This window comes from Romboutsia timonensis, assembly GCF_900106845.1.
In the GTDB taxonomy this organism is placed as follows: domain Bacteria; phylum Bacillota; class Clostridia; order Peptostreptococcales; family Peptostreptococcaceae; genus Romboutsia; species Romboutsia timonensis.
On record NZ_LT629850.1, the window covers coordinates 1,155,463 to 1,174,614 of the forward strand.

The window sequence follows — 19,152 nt, forward strand, 5'->3', positions numbered from 1 at the left end:
CAACACCATTTTTTTATTTTTATATATTAAAGTGATTTAAACATACTATTAAAAAATAAAATGATATTTTAAATTTTTAAACTTTTAAAAAAGATATAAATATAAAAAGCTAATCATATAAATATTATTGACAAGCAAAAATAATAAGGGGGGATAGATTTGGAATTAGTAGTAACGATAATATTTGGGATTTTAGTTGCTTACATATTATATTTTTTCTTAAAAGAAAAACAATACTCAAAGGAATCAGTACTTGGAAATATAGCATCAACTATAGGTGTACTTGGGACATTTGTAGGTATATCAATAGGACTATGGAAGTTTAACCCAAATGATATAACATCTAGTGTACCGCTTTTATTAAGTGGTATGAAAATAGCTTTTGCAACATCTATAATAGGAATGGCAGCATCAATATTTATGAAGTACATAGCTTTAAAAAATGAAGATGAAGAAAATATAGATGATATTATGGAATTATTTAATACAATGATAGCTGAAAGTAGAAATGTAAATAACACACTTATAGAAAATCAAAAACAAACTGAAAATGTATTAAATAAAGTAAGTGAAATATGGGCTAGTCATCAAGAAAATTTAACAGTAGTATTAAAAAATGAAATAGCAAGCTTAAACAATAATATTATATCAAAACAAGAAGAGCTTATAGGTGAATTTAAAAAGCTTGGAGAATGTTTTACACTTTTAAATAGTGGAGTAAATAACTTACTGACATGGCAAGAAAACTATAAAGAAACTATAGAAAATACAACTAAAGAATTAGAAACAGTAATACAAACTATACATAATGCAGATGAATCAATAGAAAGTATTTCTAAAAACTCATCACTTATAAAAGAAAATAATGAAAAGTTAAGTGAAGTACTTAAAGAAATAAATAAAACACAAAACGTAATAATAGAATCAAATAAATCTATAATTGAAATATCAAATACTGCAAAAGAATCTATACCACAAATAAATGAACATTTCACAAATATAGATAACCGTACAAAAGAAAGTACAGCTTATCTACAAACTTTAATTTCTGAAAACTTAAATAATATAAAATCATATCTAGAAAAAATAACAGAAGATGTATTATCAAAAACTACACAATCAATATATGAAAATAATAGACAATTTAAATATGAAATATCAGAACATATAAGCCAATGTAAAATGTTAATATATAGCCTAAAAGATTTAATACCAGATATAAATGAACATTTATTAAGTACACAAAAAAGATTTAATAAAACATTAATACACTTTAATGAAGAAGTACAAAATTCATTTAAAGAAAATAGTTTAGAAATTAATAAACAAATACAATTATTAAAGGAAAGTACAGTAAATATAAATAATACATTAGATGATACCATATCAGAGTCTACAAAGAGATTAGAAAATATAACTGTAGCAACTTCAAATCAAATAAAAACTATGGCAGAAGAAATGGAAAAATTATGTGTTAGAAAAATAGAAAAATTAGATAATACATTAATAGAAGAATTTACAGATGCCCTAAGTTGTTTAGCTGGTCAATTAGTAACTATATCAGAAGGATTTTCAGAGGATTATTATAGATTATTAGAAGAATTAAAAGAAGCATTTGCACAAAATGATGTAGTAAGTACTATAGATAATGAAGCTATCTCAGAAGGAGATAAATAGAGTATGAGCAAACTAGATAAATTTAAAAGAAAAGATAAAAATAGTGATAATGTATGGTCATCAATATCTGATTTAATGTCAGGGCTTATGATAGTTTTTCTATTTACATCAGTTATATTTATGAGTAAAGTAATAGATGAAAATACAAATATAAAAAAGCAGCAACAAACTGTAGAAAATATAGTTACAACCTATGAAGAGAGTAAAGAAAACATATATGAAGATTTATACAATGAATTTGAAGGGGATATGGATAACTGGCATATGGAAATAGATAAAGATGGAACAATAAGATTTAAAGAGCCAGAAGTATTTTTTTCAAAGGGAGAATCAGAACTTAAAACTCAATTTAAAGATATACTTGATTCATTTTTTCCTAGATATATAAATGTAATTTACACAAACTATAAAGATAAGGTAACAGAAATTAGAATAGAAGGTCATACCTCTAGTGAATGGGAAGAAGGTGTTGATACTAAGACTGCTTACTTTAAAAATATGGAACTATCTCAAGATAGAACTAGAAATGTATTAGAGTATGTTATGAATATGGAAAGCCTTAGTGAATATGAAAATTGGCTAATAGATAATATTACTGCTAATGGTATGAGTTATAGTCATAGAATATATAAAGATAACGTAGAAGATAAAGATGCATCTAGAAGAGTTGAGTTTAGAGTTATAACTAATTCTGAGGAAACTATTAATGAGATTATAGATAATTACAAAAAGTAGATATATAAATTACCCTATGTCAAAATTAACGACATAGGGTGATTTTTTACCTATAAAGAATTTCTAATACATTAAAATATATTGATAATTTATGAATAAAAGCAATATTAATTTGAGCAAAGTGAAATTTTATAACTCAAAAGTTTGACCGTCTTTATTTATATCAATTATCTTGTCTTTGTAAGTAGATGCATACTCTGAGTCTTTAAAGATTTTAGAAAGAGAGTACGCTCTAAAAAAATGCATTGGAAATGCAACTTTAGTATTAGTATTTCTCATAAAATAATCAAATCCTAAATAGTACTGATTTCCTTGCCTAGAATCTAGAGGAAGAAAAGCAACATCAATATTTTCTCCCTTTATTTTATCTATTGCACTTTTAAATTTATTTTCAGCAAACTTATTTTCTTCAGGAGTGTTTTCACTTTCCCAGTGCCACCAATTTAAATCACCAGCATGGTATATTATTTTATCATCAACCTTTACAATAAATGCAACTCCTAAATCACTAGATTCAAGTGTTCTAATTTCTAAATTATCTACTAATAATCTTTCATCTGCTCCTATAAATTTAGTATTTTGAGATTTTGTAGTTTTAATATCATTTGATAATATATACTCAACATTTGGATGAGTTTTTTCTATATTAAAAATAGATTCATCAAAATGATCATGATGAGAGTGGCTAGAAAATACGTATAGCTTTTTATTTTTATCAAAGCTTGGAAGATTTCCTTTGAAATAATCAAAAAGTAATATAGTGTTATCAAGTTCAACACTAAAACTACTATGGTGAATATATGTTATTTTCATATTTAATCCTTTCTTAGTTATATAATTATTATAGTTTAAATTAAATTTATTAATATACTGTATAAAATATATTATATCAAAAAATAGTTATATAGATAAAATATTAAACACTAAAAAAAACATATAAGTATTTTTGCATAATATATATAATTTATTACCAAATTGGAAAATATTAATAGTATATAATAGCAACTTTATTGGAGGCAATTATGAATAAATTAAAAGATTTAAAGTTAAAGAATCAACTTATAATTTCAACATATATAATGCTTTTTATATTATTAATATTTAAGCCAGCACTAATACCTAGTATATATAATAGGTTAATAATAGCTTTTAAGCCATTTATAATTGGTGGATTAATTGCATTTTTAATAAATATACCAATGAAGCTTATAGAAGAAAAAATAATAAAACCATTAACTAAAAATCATGAAAAACTAAATAAACTATCAAGAATAATAGCGTTAGTATCTACTATTATAATAGTTGTAATAATAGTAGCTGCATTTATAAATTTTATAGTGCCACAACTTATTGAAAGTATAAAAAGCTTAACTGAAACTATTCCAAATTATATAATATCCTTACAAAACTATGTAACAAAAAATTTAAGTAATTTAGATATACTTAAAAATGTAGAGTTTGATATTTCTTCTATGCTTCAAAAATCTATATCATATATTGGAAATCTTATAAATATGTTTATATCTAATTTACTTAATTTTACCTTTGGGATTACAAACTTTTTTGTAAATCTATTTTTAGGAATAATAATAGCAATGTATATACTACTTGGAAAAGAAAAATTAATACATCAATTTAAAAAAGTATTATATGCATTTTTTAGTGAGAGAGCATGTAAGAAAATATTATATATTTTAAGACTTACTAATTATAAATTTTCTAGGTTTATATTAGGTCAATCAACAGATGGAATTATACTTGGAACTACATTTTTTATAGTATTTTCAATGGTTAAAATTCCATATGCATTGCTTATAAGTATAATGATACCAATACTTAACTTCATACCTATATTTGGAACATATGTGGGAATTGTTATATCTATGTTTATAATACTTATGGCAAAGCCTTCATCTGTAATATTATTTTTAGTTTTAATTATTACAATTCAACAGTTAGATGGTAAGTTTGTATATCCAGTGGTAGTTGGAAATTCCTTAGGTCTTTCTTCTTTATGGATATTATTAGCTATTATAGTTGGAGGTAATTTGTTTGGAGTTCTAGGTATGGTTTTAGGGATGCCTTTAGTAAGTGTTATATATGATTTATTCTCAGAATATGTTAATAAGAGAATAGAGATAAAAAGAAAGATTGAAAAATAGAGTATATAAGAAAATAAAGTGTAGTTTAAGTAAATTTAGGGTATTAATAAATTACTTAAATTTAAAACAGGAGAAATACTTAATGAATATAAATTATAAAAATTTGATAAATGAGTACAGAAATTATTTGATAATGTTAAAAGTTAACACTACTAAAGTTAATATGAGTATTAAAAGTATTGATGATATAAAGATATATGAAGAAGAATGTAAACTTAATTTAAATAAGTTAGAAACTTTGAGCAAAGACCATAAACTATATGAAAAAGATTATGATGATTTTAGAGTATCTATGGGAAAGTTTGCAATTGGGCTTAGCAAGTTTCATAAGTTAAAAATAAGTGATAAGGAAAAGTTAAGACTAACTAAAGTATTTTTAGATTTTAATGAAAGCTTTGAAGATTTGATGCAAAGAAATATTATTAAAGATGCGTATATATGGAAGTAAGGTAAGTAATATTCTATACTAATATAAAAAATCCAATAGTTGACCTATTGGATTTTTTATATTATCAAAATTCATTTTTAGTAATTACAATAGTTATGAATTTATAACTATATATATTATAGAAGATTCTTCTATTATACAGACTACATTAAAAATGGTCCGATTGCATTAAACAAGTATCCTGTTATAATTATACCAATAGTTACAATTCCTATAAATATAGCTAATAACTTAGGTTTTACAACCTTGCTTAGCATTATCATAGAAGGAAGAGATAAAGCTGTAACACTCATCATAAATGCAAGTACAGTTCCTATAGGTACTCCAGCCATAAACAATGCTTCTGCTATTGGTATAGTTCCGAATATATCAGCATACATTGGGATACCAACAACTGAAGCTATAATAACTGAAAATGGATTATTATCACCAAGTATTTTAAGTATTAAATCCTGTGGGATATAGTTGTGTATTAAAGCTCCTATACCAACGCCTATTATTACATACTTATAAACATTTTTTATAATAGCTAAAGTATCTTCTTTTGCATAATTTAATCTTTGTTTTTGATTAAAGTTTTCAGATTCGGCATAAAGTTCTCTAGTATGTTCTGTATATGTTTGTATTTCATTTTCTAAGTTAAGTTTACTTATTATAGTTCCACCAACTACTGCAATTATAAGCCCTAAAACTACATATAAAACAGATATATTCATACCAAAGAAACTTGCTAATAAAAGTAGTGATGCTAAATCTACCATTGGTGAAGATATTAAAAATGAGAAAGTTACACCTAATGGTAAACCTGCATTAGTAAATCCTATAAATATAGGTATACTAGAACAAGAACAAAATGGAGTTACTGTTCCTAATAAAGCGGAAACTGTTGCACCAGATATTCCTTTAAATTTTGTAAGTATTTTTTTAGTTTTTTCAGGAGGGAAGTAGCTTTGAATATATGATATTAAAAATATTAAAACACCTAATAGTATAAATATTTTTATTGTATCATATATAAAAAATTGAATACTTCCTCCAAGTTTTGAAGTTATATCAAGATTAAATACATTTTCAACTAATGATGTTGTTAAATCAGATAACCATTTCATACCTAATACTTGATCTGTAAAAAAATTAAATATACTCATAAAATACATCCATACATCAAAAAAAATTGATATTAAAAATAAAAAAATATATCTTTAAGTTAACTAAAAATCGATATAATGAATTTAATTAACTTTTAAATATTATATTATTCATTATATCAATTTTTTTTGATTTGGCAACTCTTTTAAAAAAATAATTTTTGAATAACTTCATAAGTTAATACTCTTGAAATAGCATCTTTATTAACAGAGTAGAAATTCCATTTTCCTTTTGATGTTTTACTTATAAGATTTGCAGATAGTAATAGTTTTAAGTGATACGAAAGCTTTGATTGGGATATATCAAATATATCTGTTAGTTCACAGACACACACACTTTCAGCAGAATATAGCTTTTTTAATATATCTAGCCTTATAGGGTCAGATAATGCTTTAAAAATTAAATCTATGTTGTCCATCTTAATACCTCCAATATTATACATATATTATAACAAATATTTTATTATTAATTACAATAAATAAATATTTATTTATAGATATTTTGTAAGAATATATGTTTTTATGAAAATAATATATTATTAAATGATAAAATAGTTGATAATAAAATCAAAAAAATTTGATTTTATAGTTTACAAAAAAGATTTTTTAACATATCATATGATTAAAAGTGAATATGTTAATATGAGAAAGGAGAAGTTATGAATACTGTACAAATGTTAAAGGCATTAGGAGATGAGACTAGAATAAGAATAGTCAATATTTTAAGAGATGGGCCTTTATGTGTTTGTGAAATAGAGTCAATACTTGAGATTACACAATCTAATGCATCAAGACATTTAAGTAAGTTAATGAATGCAAATATAGTGACTTACTATAAAGAAGCAAAATATGTTTATTATAAGCTAGATGAAGAAACTTTAAATAAATATAGTTTTATAAAAGTTCTTTTAGAAAATGAATTAGATGAAGATGAAAAATTAAAAAATGACTATGATATTTTAATTGGATATAAGCAATCTGGATTAAATTGTGAAAATGTATCAAAGGTTAAAGAAGTAATAAGCAAAATAAGCGAAAGAAAATCATCTAAGTAGGAGAAAATATAAATGAAAATAGCAGTAATATCAGATATACACAGTAATATATATGCACTAGATAAGGTAATAGATGATATAAAATCAAAAAATGTAGATATGATAATTTGTACAGGAGATTTAGTTGGGTATGGAACGCGTCCAAATGAAGTTATACATAAGATGAAGGAAGAAAAAATACTTACTATAATGGGAAATTATGATGATGCAATAGGTAACTTAAAAATAGTATGTGGATGTGATTACCCAGATCCAAAAGATGCAGAAAAGGCAGGTCTTTCAATGCATTTTACATCTCAAGAGACAACTGATGAAAATAAAAAATATTTAAGAAATCTTCCTAAAGAAGCTATATTCACTTTTAACAATAAGACTATAAGATTTGTTCATGGAAGTACAAGAGTTATAAATGAGTATTTAAAAGAAAACTCTAAAGAAGCAGAGGAAGTTATGAATGAATTAGTTGAAGATATATTAGTTTGTGGTCATACTCATATACCATATGCTAAATATTATGGTGAAAAACTATTAGTTAATGCAGGAAGCGTTGGAAAGCCTAAGACTAATAAGCCAGATGCAAACTATGTAATTATAGAGATATGTGATACAAATGTTGAAGTTGAAATAATAGAAGTATGTTATGATTTTGAAAAAATGGCAAAAGAAATTGAAGAAAATGAGATATTACCAAATGATTTTGCTAGGCTTATAAGACAATGAAGTGCAAAATAAATTAAACAATATAAAATTAGGAATGATAGGAGATATGAGTAAAGAGAATAAAGGACTAGGAGTATTTGAAAAATATTTGACACTATGGGTAGCTCTTTGTATAGTAGCGGGGGTTTTAATAGGAGTGTATTTACCACAAATACCTCAAACATTAGATAAATTTACCTATGCACAAGTTTCTATACCAGTGGCAATATTAATATGGTTAATGATATACCCAATGATGTTAAAAATAGATTTTACAGCTATAAAGAATGCTACAAAGCAAAAGAAAGGTTTAGTTGTTACATGTAGCACTAACTGGTTAATAAAGCCATTTACAATGTATATAATATCATATTTATTTTTAATTATAGTATTTAAAAACTTTATACCAGCTGATTTAGCTAAAGAATACTTAGCAGGAGCAGTGCTTTTAGGAGCAGCACCATGTACTGCAATGGTATTTGTTTGGAGTCACTTAACAAAAGGAAATGCAGCTTATACATTAGTTCAAGTTGCAGTTAATGACATTATACTTTTAGTTGGATTTGTTCCAATAGTTGCCCTTTTACTAGGTGTTACAGATGTTACTGTTCCTTGGGATACATTATTATTATCAGTAGTTTTATTTGTTATAATACCTTTTGTTGCAGGATATTTCTCAAGAACTATGATAATAAAGAAAAAAGGATTAAATTATTTTGAGAATGTATTTTAGCTAAATTCAATGGAATAACTGTAGTTGGTTTATTATTAACATTAGTAATATTATTTGCTTTCCAAGGTCAAAAAATAATAGATAATCCAGCTCATATAGCATTAATAGCAATACCACTTACAATACAAACATTCTTTATATTCTTCTTAGCATATTTATGGGCTAAGGCATGGAAGTTACCTCATGATATAGCAGCACCAGGAGCTATGATAGGTGCTAGTAATTTCTTTGAATTAGCAGTTGCAGTTGCCATTGCTTTATTTGGACTTAACTCAGGAGCAGCACTTGCTACTGTTGTTGGAGTATTAGTTGAAGTTCCAGTAATGCTTGCACTTGTTGCAATAGCTAATAAAACTAAACATTGGTTTACAAAGTAAAATATAAAATAGGTATTAGCTATACCTTTATTAGTATCCATATAGGAAATGAATACATCTAATTATAATAAAAAACAATTGACAATTGAAAATTAACAACTATAATAAACTTATAAATGAATAATTGCTAGGGGTGCCATTGGCTGAGAGGTTTTTACCGACCCTTATTACCTGATCTGGTTAGTACCAGCGTAGGAAAGCAACATTAATTAGTAATCAAATAAGGGATTATAAAATTGTAATTTAATGCTATGCCTACATCAGGTATAGCATTTTTTACGTATAAAAAAGGGGGAAATAAATGAAAAACTACAGAGTACCAACATTAACAATAGCTGGTTCTGACTCTTCAGGGGGAGCAGGTATACAAGCTGATTTAAAAACATTTTCTGCTATAGGAACATATGGAATGAGTGTAATAACTGCAATAACAGCACAAAATACAGAAGGGGTATTTGATGTTGAGGAGTTAAGTTCTGAAATTATAAAATCACAAATAAAGGCAGTTTGTGAAGATATACCACCAAAAGCAATAAAAATTGGTATGGTATCTTCTCCTAAAATTATTAAGGATATTGTAGAATCTTTAGAAATATATCCTTGTGAATATGTTGTAGTTGACCCTGTGATGATTTCAAAAAGTGGGTATTCACTTCTAAGACCAGAATCTAAAGAAAATCTAATAAAATATCTTATACCAAAAGCATACATAGTAACACCTAATGTACCTGAAGCAGAAGAAATAAGCAGTATAAAAATAGAAACTGTTGAAGATATGAAAAAAGCAGGAAATATAATATTAAATATGGGACCTAAATATGTACTTATGAAAGGTGGACATTTAGAAGGGGACTGTGTAGATGTACTTATAGGCAAAGATATGTTTGAAGTATTTAAAGGTGAAAGAATAAATAGGAAAAATACTCATGGTACGGGATGTACTATATCTTCAGCTATAACATCTCATTTAGCTTTAGGACACGATATAAAAGAATCTGTAAGACTTAGTAAAGAATATATTACAGAAGCAATAAGATATAGCTTTGACATAGGTCATGGTGTTGGACCAGTTCATCATTTTTATAAAGAGGATAAATAAGGGGGAATAAATATGTTTAATTTAATTGATAAAGTAAAAGAAGTTAATCCTTTAGTATTACATTATACAAATAATGTAACTATAACAGATTGTGCAAATACAACACTTGCCATAGGAGCTAGTCCTTTGATGAGTTTTTCATATGAGGAAGTAGAGGATATAGTTAAGGTTTCAAATTCTGTAGTAATTAATATTGGAACTATGAATAGTGAACTACTTGATTTATATGTTTTAGCAGGTAAAGCAGCAAATAAATATAATAAGCCAGTTATATTAGACCCTGTTGGTGTATTTGCAACAAATGCAAGAACTGAAATTACAAATAGATTATTAAATGAAGTTAAGTTTGATGTGGTTAGAGGGAATATATCTGAAATTCAATTTTTAGGTGGTTTAAATGTAAAAGGAAAAGGTGTAGATTCATTTGATGATGGAGCTGACTCTAGTGAGATAGTAATAGAAGTTGCAAAAAAGCTAGAATGTGTAGTAGTTGCATCTGGTAAAACTGACTTAATAAGTGATGGAAACATTCTTTATAAAATTCAAAACGGAAGTGCAAAGCTTAAATACATAACAGGTACAGGATGTATGAGTACAAGTTTAATAGCTAGTCTTTTACCATGTACTGATAAAGCAATTGAAGGAGCAGTAATTGGAACTCTTGCCATGTCTTTAAGTGGGGAGTTAGCAGATAAAGAAAATCCACCAATAGGTACATATAAAACTTTACTTTATGACAACTTATTCTCATTAAGTAAAGATATTCTTGAGAAATATGCAAGGATAGAAATAGAGCAAATTAATTAGCAATTAAGGGAGATTTTATATGATAAATAAAGATGAATTAAAAAATGCTCTTAAATTATACTTAGTTACAGACTCAGAGATATTAAAAGGAAGAGATTTTTATAAGTGTATAGAAGATGCCATAAAAGCTGGTGTTACAATGGTGCAATTAAGAGAAAAGAATGCTGATGGAAAAGAGTTTTTAGAAAAAGCAATAAAGCTTAGACAAATTACTAAAAAATATAATGTGACTTTTGTAATTAATGACAGAGTTGATATTGCAATGATTGCTGATGCTGATGGAGTTCATGTGGGACAAAGTGATATAGATGCAATGTCTATTAGAAAGCTTATTGGAGAAGATAAAATAATAGGTGTTTCTGCTAGAAATGTTGAAGAAGCCAAAATAGCAAAAGAAAATGGTGCAGACTACTTGGGGATAGGAGCAATGTTTTCTACTCCAACAAAAAATGATGCAAAAGAAGTTTCCTTTGAAACACTAAGACAAATCACAGAAAAAGTAAATTTACCATTTGTACTAATTGGAGGAATAACACTTGATAATGTGGATAAATTAAAACAATTTAATCCAGATGGATATGCATTGGTATCTGGAATTCTAGCGGTTGATGATATAGGAAAAAGGGTAGGGGACTGGTTAAATAAAATATAAAGATTTTAATTAAATAAAATAAATTTATAGTTTACAAATTAAAACATATGGTAGATAATAATACAATATCATAAAATAATTATAAGTAAAAATATAATAGGAGAATAGTTTATGAAAATAAATAGAAATGATGAATGTTGGTGTAATAGTGGACTTAAATATAAAAAATGCCATATGGAATTTGATGAAAAATTAAAATCTTTAAAAGAAAGAGGATTTGAAGTTCCTTCTCATAATATAATAAAAACAAAAGAGCAAATAGAAAAAATAAAAGAAAGTGCAAAAATAAACAATGCAGTACTAGACTTAGTAGCTGAAAATATAAAAGCAGGAATGACTACTGAAGAAATAGATAAATTAGTACATGACTTTACAATATCTCAAGGTGCTATACCTGCACCACTTGGATATCACGATTTCCCTAAAAGTGTATGTACATCTATAAATGATGAAATATGCCACGGTATACCAAGTCCTGATAGAGTATTAAAAGATGGTGACATAATAAATGTAGACGTATCTACTATATATAACGGATACTACTCAGATGCGTCAAGAATGTTTATGATAGGAAATGTTAGTGAAGAAGCTAAGAGATTAGTTGAAGTAACTAAAGAATGTTTATATAAAGGTATAGAAGCAGTTAAACCATGGGGACACTTAGGAGATATAGGTGCGGCAATAGAAGCTCATGCTAAAGCTAATGGTTACTCTGTTGTTGAAGAATTTGGAGGGCATGGAATAGGACTTGAATTCCATGAGGATCCTTTTGTTTATCACTATAAAGGGGCAAAGGGAATGGTATTAGTTCCAGGTATGATATTTACAATAGAGCCTATGATAAACCAAGGTGATGCTGATTTATATATAGATGCAGATAATGGATGGACATCATATACCGATGATGGAAAGTTATCAGCTCAATGGGAGCATATGATTTTAGTTACTGAAGATGGAGTTGAAATTTTATCTAAGTAATGTATAAAGTTTATATTAAATAATAGTTTTCAAAGGTGTTAATTAAATTTAGCACCTTTTTTAATTATAAAGAATATTATATAATATTTGAATCTGTTTTGAAGTGAAATTAATATTATACAAAGAATACGATGAAAACTTAACATTAGAAAAAATAAGAAATATAATGTTAGTGTCCTAACATAAATGAGGTGTTAAAAATAGAAAAAGAAAATTTAATTGGATTTGAAATAAAAACTGTTCATAATCTTTTAAAAAGAGATTTTGACAAATTACCTATTCATGATAAATTTAATAACTTAACAGGAGTTCAAAAATGGGTAGTAGCTTATTTGAGTGAACATGAAGGTCAGGATGTATTTCAAAGGGATTTAGAAGAAGAATTCTCGATTAGACGTTCAACAGCTACTGGTATTTTACAATTGATGGAAAAAAACGATCTAATTATTAGACAGCCGGTATCTTATGATGCAAGGTTAAAAAAGTTAGTTTTAACTAAAAAAGCGTCTGAAATTCAGCATGAGATTCATAAAGAAATTGAAAAACATGACAAGAAAGTTAGGGAAGGAATTACAGAAGAAGAGTTAGAAGTTTTTTTTAATGTTATGAAAAAAATAAAGAAAAATTTATCTGAATAATATGCCACCTAAAATGGTGGCTTTAATAAAAGATAGATTGTTAGGACACGTACAAAATTAAATATATACTTATAAGGAGGAGTCATTATGCTTAAAACTTTAGCTAGCCAAGTTAAAGAGTACAAAAAAGCATCAATAATAACACCAATATTTGTTACATTTGAAGTAATAATGGAGTTATTAATACCGCTATTAATGTCAACTTTAATTGATAATGGTATTTCAACAGGTAATATGAAACATGTATTTATAGTAGGGGGAGTAATGGTTGTTATAGCAGGACTTTCGTTACTATTTGGTGTATTAAGTGGTAAATCTGCAGCATTAGCTAGTACAGGATTTGCAAAAAACTTAAGAAAATCAATGTATGAAAACATACAAAGTTTCTCATTCTCAAATATAGATAAATACTCTACAGCAGGACTTGTAACGCGTATGACAACAGATGTTACAAATGTTCAAAACTCATATCAAATGATTTTACGTATGTGCTTTAGAGCACCTATGATGCTTATATTTGCATTAATAATGTCATTTACTATAAGCAAAAAACTTAGTTCATTATTCTTAGTGGCAATAGTATTCTTAGGAATATGTTTAGCACTAATAATATCAAATGCTCATCCAGTATTTATGAAGGTATTCAAAAAATATGATGATTTAAATGCAAGTGTACAAGAAAATGTAAATGCTATTCGTGTTGTAAAAGCTTATGTAAGAGAAGATCATGAAATTAAAAAGTTTGAAAAAGCAGCAGATAATGTTTATAAATTATTTGTAAAAGCTGAAAGTATTTTAGCATGTAATATGCCAGCTATGATGTTATCAGTTTATGGATGTATATTAGGTTTATCATGGTTTGGTGCAAATATGATAGTTAGAGGCAGTTTAACTACAGGACAATTAGTAAGTTTATTTAGTTATATTATGAATATAATGATAAGTTTAATGATGTTATCTATGGTATTTGTTATGGTTACAATGTCAAAAGCATCAGCAGAGCGTATTGATGAAGTTTTAGAAGAAAAAAGTGATTTAACTAATCCAGAAAATCCTGATTTTGAAATAGAAAATGGAGATATAGACTTTAACAATGTTAACTTTGCTTACAAAAAAGGAAGTAAAAAATATGTCCTTCAAAATATTGATTTACATATAAAATCAGGTGAGACTATTGGAATAATCGGTGGAACAGGTTCTTCAAAATCAAGTTTAGTAAACTTAATATCTCGTTTATACGATGTTAGTGAAGGTTCTGTATTTGTAGGTGGAAAAGATGTAAGAAGCTATGATATCGAAACTTTAAGAAATGAAGTTTCAGTAGTTTTACAAAAGAATGTATTATTTAGTGGAACTATAAAAGAAAATCTTCGTTGGGGAGATAAAAATGCCAATGATGAAGAAATAATAAGAGCTTGTGAGCTTGCTTGTGCTAATGAATTTATAGATACATTACCAAATGGATATGACACTTATATTGAACAAGGTGGTACAAATGTATCTGGAGGTCAAAAACAACGTTTATGTATAGCAAGAGCTTTACTTAAAAAGCCAAAAATATTAATATTAGACGATTCTACAAGTGCAGTAGATACAGCAACAGATGCTAAGATAAGAACTGCTTTTTCTAAGGAAATACCAAACACAACAAAAATTATAATTGCACAACGTATATCAAGTGTTCAAGATGCAGATAAAATAATAGTTTTAGATGATGGAAAAATAAGTGGAATAGGAACACATGAAGAACTACTTGAAAATAATGAAATTTATGCTGATGTTTATAATTCTCAAGTGAAGGGAGATGATGACGAATATGAAGTCGCAAAATAAAAGACCTAAGGGTCAAAATCCTGCAAAAACTCTAAAAAGGCTTATGGGAATAATATTAAAAAATTACACACCTCACTGTATAGTGGTTTTACTTTGTATATTTGGTTCAGCCTTTGTAAGTGTTAAGGGAACTTTATTTATGCAAACTTTAATCGATGACTATATTCTTCCTCTAACGAGTCAATCAAATCCTGATTTTAGACCTTTGGGAATGGCTATAATTAAGCTAGCATTATTTTTCATAGCAGGTGCATTAATGACTTACACTTACAATAGAATTATGGTTAATGTATCTCAAGGTACTATGAAAAAAATACGTATAGATGTTTTTACTCATATGGAAAGTCTACCTATAAAATATTTTGACACTCATGCTCATGGTGATATAATGAGTATTTATACAAATGACATAGATACTCTTCGTCAAATGATAAGTCAAAGTATTCCTCAGCTTGTAAACTCAGCTGCTACTATTGTAAGTGTGTTAATAAGTATGATTATTTTAAATATCCCACTTACAATACTTACTCTTATAATGGTAGCTATAATGGTACTTACAACTGGTAAAGTTGCAGGAAAAGCAGGTTCTTACTTTATGAAACAACAAAAATCCATAGGTGAACTTAATGGATTTATAGAAGAAATGATGGAAGGTCAAAAAGTTGTTAAAGTATTCTGTCATGAAGAAGAAAGTATAAAAGATTTCAATAAACTTAATGAACAATTATTTGATAGTGCTAATAATGCCAATGCTTTTGCAAATATACTTATGCCAATAAACGTAAATTTAGGTAACTTAAGTTATGTTGCTTGTGCAATACTTGGTTCAATTTTAGCTATATCAGGAGTTACTTCATTAACTTTAGGTGCTCTTGCATCATTCTTACAACTTAACAAAAGTTTCTCTCAACCAATAAGTCAGGTAAGTCAACAGCTTAATAGTATTATAATGGCTTTAGCAGGTGCAGAGAGAGTATTTAGTTTACTAGATGAAAAGCCAGAAGTAGATAATGGATATGTTACTTTAGTAAATGCCATAGAAGATGAAGAAGGTAATATCAAAGAGTGTAAAGAACATACTGGAACTTGGGCATGGAAACATCCTCATGGTGATGGGACAGTTACACTTACTAAACTACTTGGAGATGTTACATTCAATGATGTTGACTTTGGTTACAATGAAGATAAAACAATACTTCATAATATAAAACTATACGCTGAACCTGGTCAAAAAGTAGCCTTCGTAGGTTCTACAGGTGCTGGAAAAACTACAATAACAAATTTAATTAATCGTTTCTATGATATACAAGACGGTAAGATTAAATATGATGGTATAAATATAAATAAAATTAAAAAAGCAGATCTTAGACGTAGTTTAGGCATAGTACTTCAAGATACACATTTATTTACAGGTACTGTGGCGGACAATATAAGATATGGAAATTTAGATGCTAGTGATGAAGAAGTAGCTAAAGCTGCAAAATTAGCTAATGCTGATGGCTTTATCGAAAGATTACCTCAAGGATATGATACTGTTCTTACTGGAGATGGATCAAATTTAAGTCAAGGACAAAGACAGTTACTAGCTATAGCTCGTGCAGCCATAGCAGACCCACCAGTTCTTATACTTGACGAAGCAACAAGTAGTATAGATACTCGTACAGAGCATCTAGTTCAAGATGGTATGGATAGCTTAATGCATGGTCGTACTACTTTTGTAATAGCTCATAGATTATCTACAGTTAGAAATTCAGATGCAATAATGGTCCTTGAACAAGGTAGAATAATTGAAAGAGGAAGCCATGAATCGCTAATAGCTAAAGCTGGTAAGTATTATCAACTTTATACTGGTGCTTTTGAATTAGAATAAAAGTCTCGTCCATTGGGTGGGACTTTTTTGTTTTGGCATAAATACTGATATGTGGTTATTTTTATTTTGTAATTATTATGGAGTAAGCTAACAGGGGAAAAATAGGCTATGTTTTAAATTAATGTTGATTTTAGAACGTGTTTTAAAAACAAAAAATAGGAGATATTAAGCTCCTATTTTTTGTTCGCAATATATTAATATTGTTTATTTTTTTTAAAATACAAAATTAGTTATAGTTCCTAAAATTAAAGTAGGTATTGTAGCTCCTATTAATATACCTATTACAGACATTAACGCTAACTCCGTTAATTGAGTTATAAACATAACCGAAGTAATTATATAGAATACTATATAATCTAATTTTCTAAATGGTGAAAAATTCATCTTATCCCCCCTTTTTATTTAATTCGTACTATATTAAGATTGTATATTAACTTAAAATGATTTTAATTTGATAGCTGAAAACCATATTACATAAAATACTGTTACTATCATAGCTAAAGCGTTCCATACAATTGAATAGTAATTACTGTTAACTATTCCAATTGACATATCAAACATATAAAATAACATAAATAAATATCCTACTATCTTTATTATTTTTACGGCTATCTTATCCGATTTTTTATAAAATACATCTTTGCATGATAATTCATTATTTTTACTAAATACACCTAATAAACCTGCAATGATATGAACAACAATATTACCTATACAAATTATTGCAAATATTGGTATAAATAAAACTAATCCTGTACCCTCCATCCCCGTTATCTCTGGAACATACATAACACTCTCCAATAAAAAATATAGTGCTATTATACAAATTGGAATCATAAGAATCCATGCTATTTTTTTATTCATAATACCCCCTCCTACTTTTATAACATTTAATTCACATTATATAACAATTGCGAAAAATTACATATATTATATATAACATTATAACATTAAATTATTTTACCTAAAAAGAATTTATATCCATATTATAACTTACTTTTACTAAATAATATTATAAGTATAGATACTGTATAAATAGAGTATAGGGAAAAAGAAAAATAAAAAGAAAAACAAAAATAAAAATAAAAAATTCGCTACGCTTGAGCGACGTGTCGGCGAAACACTTCATGTCGCCAACGATATATCCTTGCTACCGCTACGGATACATCCGTTGCTCAAAAAGAAAAAGGTTAGGAAAACCCAACCTTAATCAAAAAGCTATTTTAATATTAGTATATACTAAATTTTTACGCTTTAAATCTACATACTTTACAGGAACACATTGCTCTTTAGCTTGATTAATATTTGTAACTCCCAAATTAATATATTCTAAAGTAGAATCATCATCTAATAAAAACTCAGAAGCAAAAATTTCAGCCTGCATTTCAATCTTACAATCTGCTATTACTGGCTTATAGTTTTGATCTATAGTATTTATATCAGGATGAAGTATGGCATGACCTAATTCATGAGCTAAAACACAACTCCTTTTATAATAGTCTAACTTTGAATTTATAAAAATAAACTGTTTACTAATAGATACACCATTTCCAAAGAGTATATCAAACTTTCCATAAGCACCATCAACTTCTAAATCGTCAATATAAAGTAGTATTATTTTTCTATCCCTTATAATGTCTTCTAAACTACAACCCTCATACTCAAGTTTTAAATTTCTAACTATATGTCTTATGCTAGATGCTGAACGTGGCATAATAATCCCCTTTTATTTATCTTTTGATTTATTTTGTAACTCTCTTTCTTTTTCCTCTTGTATTGATAATAAAATAGCCCCTTTCATAGCAGATACTATGTTTTCTATAGTCTTATCAGATACAGGTTTTCCATAAAGTAAACAAGATGAATTATGCAAAGTTATATTCATATCATCAAACATATCCTCTATAGCAACTAAATTATTTTCATCTTTATTAATAACCTCAATAGTATCTGTAATACCTAATATATAATCAGCAGATATACCTAGAGCCTCAGCTATTTGACTAATAGTACCAGCCTTTGGTTCTCTATATCCGTTTTCATATCTAGATAAAGTAGGTTCTGCAATATTAGCTTTTTTAGCTAGTTCTCTTTGGTTTAAATTCATATACATTCTAGCTTTTGCTATTCTTTCACCCATAGTTTCCATAAAAATATTCCTCCAATTTATATAACTTTATAACTAAAAGTCTATTAATATAAGTAAATGTAAATCTATATTGTTAATAGCTTATAGTTAAT

General features: G+C 27.0%; 22 protein-coding genes and 1 riboswitch. Of the genes, 15 read left to right on the forward strand and 7 right to left on the reverse strand.

Annotated features, from left to right (window positions below):
- Positions 1-159: 159 nt before the first annotated feature.
- Both BN7997_RS08025 and BN7997_RS08030 read left to right on the forward strand, forming a co-directional pair.
- Complete coding sequence (locus BN7997_RS08025) at positions 160-1,677, forward strand: hypothetical protein (RefSeq protein WP_071120295.1); 1,518 nt, start codon at positions 160-162, stop codon at positions 1,675-1,677.
- Between the two features lie 3 nt (positions 1,678-1,680).
- Positions 1,681-2,412, forward strand: coding sequence for an OmpA/MotB family protein (locus BN7997_RS08030; protein WP_071120296.1), 732 nt, complete (start codon positions 1,681-1,683; stop codon positions 2,410-2,412).
- A gap of 129 nt (positions 2,413-2,541) precedes the next feature.
- Here the strand turns inward: BN7997_RS08030 and BN7997_RS08035 are convergent, their stop codons facing one another.
- Positions 2,542-3,225: an MBL fold metallo-hydrolase gene (locus BN7997_RS08035; RefSeq protein WP_071120297.1), complete on the reverse strand. Its 684-nt coding sequence runs from the start codon at positions 3,223-3,225 to the stop codon at positions 2,542-2,544.
- A 209-nt stretch (positions 3,226-3,434) separates the two neighbouring features.
- On the opposite strand from BN7997_RS08035, the gene BN7997_RS08040 reads away from it, so the two are divergent.
- Both BN7997_RS08040 and BN7997_RS08045 read left to right on the forward strand, forming a co-directional pair.
- Positions 3,435-4,574: an AI-2E family transporter gene (locus tag BN7997_RS08040; RefSeq protein ID WP_071120298.1), complete on the forward strand. Its 1,140-nt coding sequence runs from the start codon at positions 3,435-3,437 to the stop codon at positions 4,572-4,574.
- Positions 4,575-4,656: 82 nt separating this feature from the next.
- Positions 4,657-5,022, forward strand: coding sequence for a hypothetical protein (locus tag BN7997_RS08045; RefSeq protein ID WP_071120299.1), 366 nt, complete (start codon positions 4,657-4,659; stop codon positions 5,020-5,022).
- Positions 5,023-5,165: 143 nt separating this feature from the next.
- Here BN7997_RS08045 and BN7997_RS08050 read toward each other — a convergent pair whose 3' ends face one another.
- Complete coding sequence (locus BN7997_RS08050; protein WP_320632049.1) at positions 5,166-6,170, reverse strand: permease; 1,005 nt, start codon at positions 6,168-6,170, stop codon at positions 5,166-5,168.
- A 146-nt stretch (positions 6,171-6,316) separates the two neighbouring features.
- Entirely contained in the window at positions 6,317-6,589 is a 273-nt protein-coding gene (locus BN7997_RS08055; RefSeq protein WP_083335048.1) for an ArsR/SmtB family transcription factor, read from the reverse strand.
- Between the two features lie 240 nt (positions 6,590-6,829).
- Between BN7997_RS08055 and BN7997_RS08060 the strand changes: the two genes are divergently transcribed.
- The 11 genes from BN7997_RS08060 (at position 6,830) to BN7997_RS08105 (ending at position 16,911) form a co-directional block, all read left to right on the forward strand.
- A complete protein-coding gene (locus BN7997_RS08060; protein WP_071120302.1) occupies positions 6,830-7,225 on the forward strand; it encodes an ArsR/SmtB family transcription factor in 396 nt (131 codons plus the stop codon).
- Positions 7,226-7,237: 12 nt separating this feature from the next.
- Positions 7,238-7,945: a metallophosphoesterase family protein gene (locus BN7997_RS08065; protein WP_071120303.1), complete on the forward strand. Its 708-nt coding sequence runs from the start codon at positions 7,238-7,240 to the stop codon at positions 7,943-7,945.
- 46 nt (positions 7,946-7,991) lie between these two features.
- A complete protein-coding gene (locus BN7997_RS16435; RefSeq protein ID WP_330385872.1) occupies positions 7,992-8,657 on the forward strand; it encodes an arsenic resistance protein in 666 nt (221 codons plus the stop codon).
- A gap of 206 nt (positions 8,658-8,863) precedes the next feature.
- Complete coding sequence (locus tag BN7997_RS16440; RefSeq protein WP_330385873.1) at positions 8,864-9,034, forward strand: hypothetical protein; 171 nt, start codon at positions 8,864-8,866, stop codon at positions 9,032-9,034.
- Between the two features lie 119 nt (positions 9,035-9,153).
- Positions 9,154-9,249: riboswitch (TPP riboswitch) on the forward strand.
- 86 nt (positions 9,250-9,335) lie between these two features.
- Positions 9,336-10,133 (forward strand): bifunctional hydroxymethylpyrimidine kinase/phosphomethylpyrimidine kinase, encoded by a 798-nt coding sequence (thiD, locus tag BN7997_RS08075; RefSeq protein ID WP_071120304.1) that lies wholly within the window; start codon positions 9,336-9,338, stop codon positions 10,131-10,133.
- Between the two features lie 12 nt (positions 10,134-10,145).
- Positions 10,146-10,940, forward strand: a complete 795-nt coding sequence (gene thiM, locus BN7997_RS08080; RefSeq protein ID WP_071120305.1) for a hydroxyethylthiazole kinase — start codon at positions 10,146-10,148, stop codon at positions 10,938-10,940.
- A 19-nt stretch (positions 10,941-10,959) separates the two neighbouring features.
- Positions 10,960-11,592, forward strand: a complete 633-nt coding sequence (gene thiE, locus BN7997_RS08085; protein WP_071120306.1) for a thiamine phosphate synthase — start codon at positions 10,960-10,962, stop codon at positions 11,590-11,592.
- Between the two features lie 111 nt (positions 11,593-11,703).
- Complete coding sequence (locus BN7997_RS08090; protein WP_071120307.1) at positions 11,704-12,570, forward strand: methionyl aminopeptidase; 867 nt, start codon at positions 11,704-11,706, stop codon at positions 12,568-12,570.
- A gap of 191 nt (positions 12,571-12,761) precedes the next feature.
- Entirely contained in the window at positions 12,762-13,208 is a 447-nt protein-coding gene (locus BN7997_RS08095; protein ID WP_195906808.1) for a MarR family winged helix-turn-helix transcriptional regulator, read from the forward strand.
- Between the two features lie 87 nt (positions 13,209-13,295).
- Positions 13,296-15,041 (forward strand): ABC transporter ATP-binding protein, encoded by a 1,746-nt coding sequence (locus tag BN7997_RS08100; RefSeq protein WP_071120308.1) that lies wholly within the window; start codon positions 13,296-13,298, stop codon positions 15,039-15,041.
- Entirely contained in the window at positions 15,025-16,911 is a 1,887-nt protein-coding gene (locus BN7997_RS08105) for an ABC transporter ATP-binding protein (RefSeq protein WP_074010966.1), read from the forward strand. The genes BN7997_RS08100 and BN7997_RS08105 overlap by 17 nt, the downstream gene beginning before the upstream one ends.
- 213 nt (positions 16,912-17,124) lie before the next feature.
- Here BN7997_RS08105 and BN7997_RS15565 read toward each other — a convergent pair whose 3' ends face one another.
- The 4 genes from BN7997_RS15565 to BN7997_RS08120 form a co-directional block, all read right to left on the reverse strand.
- Entirely contained in the window at positions 17,125-17,295 is a 171-nt protein-coding gene (locus tag BN7997_RS15565) for a hypothetical protein (RefSeq protein WP_154665239.1), read from the reverse strand.
- 51 nt (positions 17,296-17,346) lie between these two features.
- Positions 17,347-17,775: a hypothetical protein gene (locus tag BN7997_RS08110; RefSeq protein WP_071120310.1), complete on the reverse strand. Its 429-nt coding sequence runs from the start codon at positions 17,773-17,775 to the stop codon at positions 17,347-17,349.
- Between the two features lie 346 nt (positions 17,776-18,121).
- Positions 18,122-18,625, reverse strand: coding sequence for an ImmA/IrrE family metallo-endopeptidase (locus BN7997_RS08115; protein WP_071120311.1), 504 nt, complete (start codon positions 18,623-18,625; stop codon positions 18,122-18,124).
- Between the two features lie 12 nt (positions 18,626-18,637).
- Positions 18,638-19,060, reverse strand: coding sequence for a helix-turn-helix domain-containing protein (locus BN7997_RS08120; RefSeq protein ID WP_071120312.1), 423 nt, complete (start codon positions 19,058-19,060; stop codon positions 18,638-18,640).
- Between the last annotated feature and the right edge of the window lie 92 nt (positions 19,061-19,152).

Bases quoted from the DNA above. Each gene is read 5' to 3' on its own strand.
- BN7997_RS08030 (WP_071120296.1), top strand. From the start codon at position 1,681: ATGAGCAAACTAGATAAATTTAAAAGAAAAGATAAAAATAGTGATAAT.
- BN7997_RS08035 (WP_071120297.1), bottom strand. From the start codon at position 3,225: ATGAAAATAACATATATTCACCATAGTAGTTTTAGTGTTGAACTTGAT.
- BN7997_RS08040 (WP_071120298.1), top strand. From the start codon at position 3,435: ATGAATAAATTAAAAGATTTAAAGTTAAAGAATCAACTTATAATTTCA.
- BN7997_RS08045 (WP_071120299.1), top strand. From the start codon at position 4,657: ATGAATATAAATTATAAAAATTTGATAAATGAGTACAGAAATTATTTG.
- BN7997_RS08050 (WP_320632049.1), bottom strand. From the start codon at position 6,170: ATGAGTATATTTAATTTTTTTACAGATCAAGTATTAGGTATGAAATGG.
- BN7997_RS08055 (WP_083335048.1), bottom strand. From the start codon at position 6,589: ATGGACAACATAGATTTAATTTTTAAAGCATTATCTGACCCTATAAGG.
- BN7997_RS08060 (WP_071120302.1), top strand. From the start codon at position 6,830: ATGAATACTGTACAAATGTTAAAGGCATTAGGAGATGAGACTAGAATA.
- BN7997_RS08065 (WP_071120303.1), top strand. From the start codon at position 7,238: ATGAAAATAGCAGTAATATCAGATATACACAGTAATATATATGCACTA.
- BN7997_RS16435 (WP_330385872.1), top strand. From the start codon at position 7,992: ATGAGTAAAGAGAATAAAGGACTAGGAGTATTTGAAAAATATTTGACA.
- BN7997_RS16440 (WP_330385873.1), top strand. From the start codon at position 8,864: ATGATAGGTGCTAGTAATTTCTTTGAATTAGCAGTTGCAGTTGCCATT.
- thiD (WP_071120304.1), top strand. From the start codon at position 9,336: ATGAAAAACTACAGAGTACCAACATTAACAATAGCTGGTTCTGACTCT.
- thiM (WP_071120305.1), top strand. From the start codon at position 10,146: ATGTTTAATTTAATTGATAAAGTAAAAGAAGTTAATCCTTTAGTATTA.
- thiE (WP_071120306.1), top strand. From the start codon at position 10,960: ATGATAAATAAAGATGAATTAAAAAATGCTCTTAAATTATACTTAGTT.
- BN7997_RS08090 (WP_071120307.1), top strand. From the start codon at position 11,704: ATGAAAATAAATAGAAATGATGAATGTTGGTGTAATAGTGGACTTAAA.
- BN7997_RS08100 (WP_071120308.1), top strand. From the start codon at position 13,296: ATGCTTAAAACTTTAGCTAGCCAAGTTAAAGAGTACAAAAAAGCATCA.
- BN7997_RS08105 (WP_074010966.1), top strand. From the start codon at position 15,025: ATGAAGTCGCAAAATAAAAGACCTAAGGGTCAAAATCCTGCAAAAACT.
- BN7997_RS15565 (WP_154665239.1), bottom strand. From the start codon at position 17,295: ATGAATTTTTCACCATTTAGAAAATTAGATTATATAGTATTCTATATA.
- BN7997_RS08110 (WP_071120310.1), bottom strand. From the start codon at position 17,775: ATGAATAAAAAAATAGCATGGATTCTTATGATTCCAATTTGTATAATA.
- BN7997_RS08115 (WP_071120311.1), bottom strand. From the start codon at position 18,625: ATGCCACGTTCAGCATCTAGCATAAGACATATAGTTAGAAATTTAAAA.
- BN7997_RS08120 (WP_071120312.1), bottom strand. From the start codon at position 19,060: ATGGAAACTATGGGTGAAAGAATAGCAAAAGCTAGAATGTATATGAAT.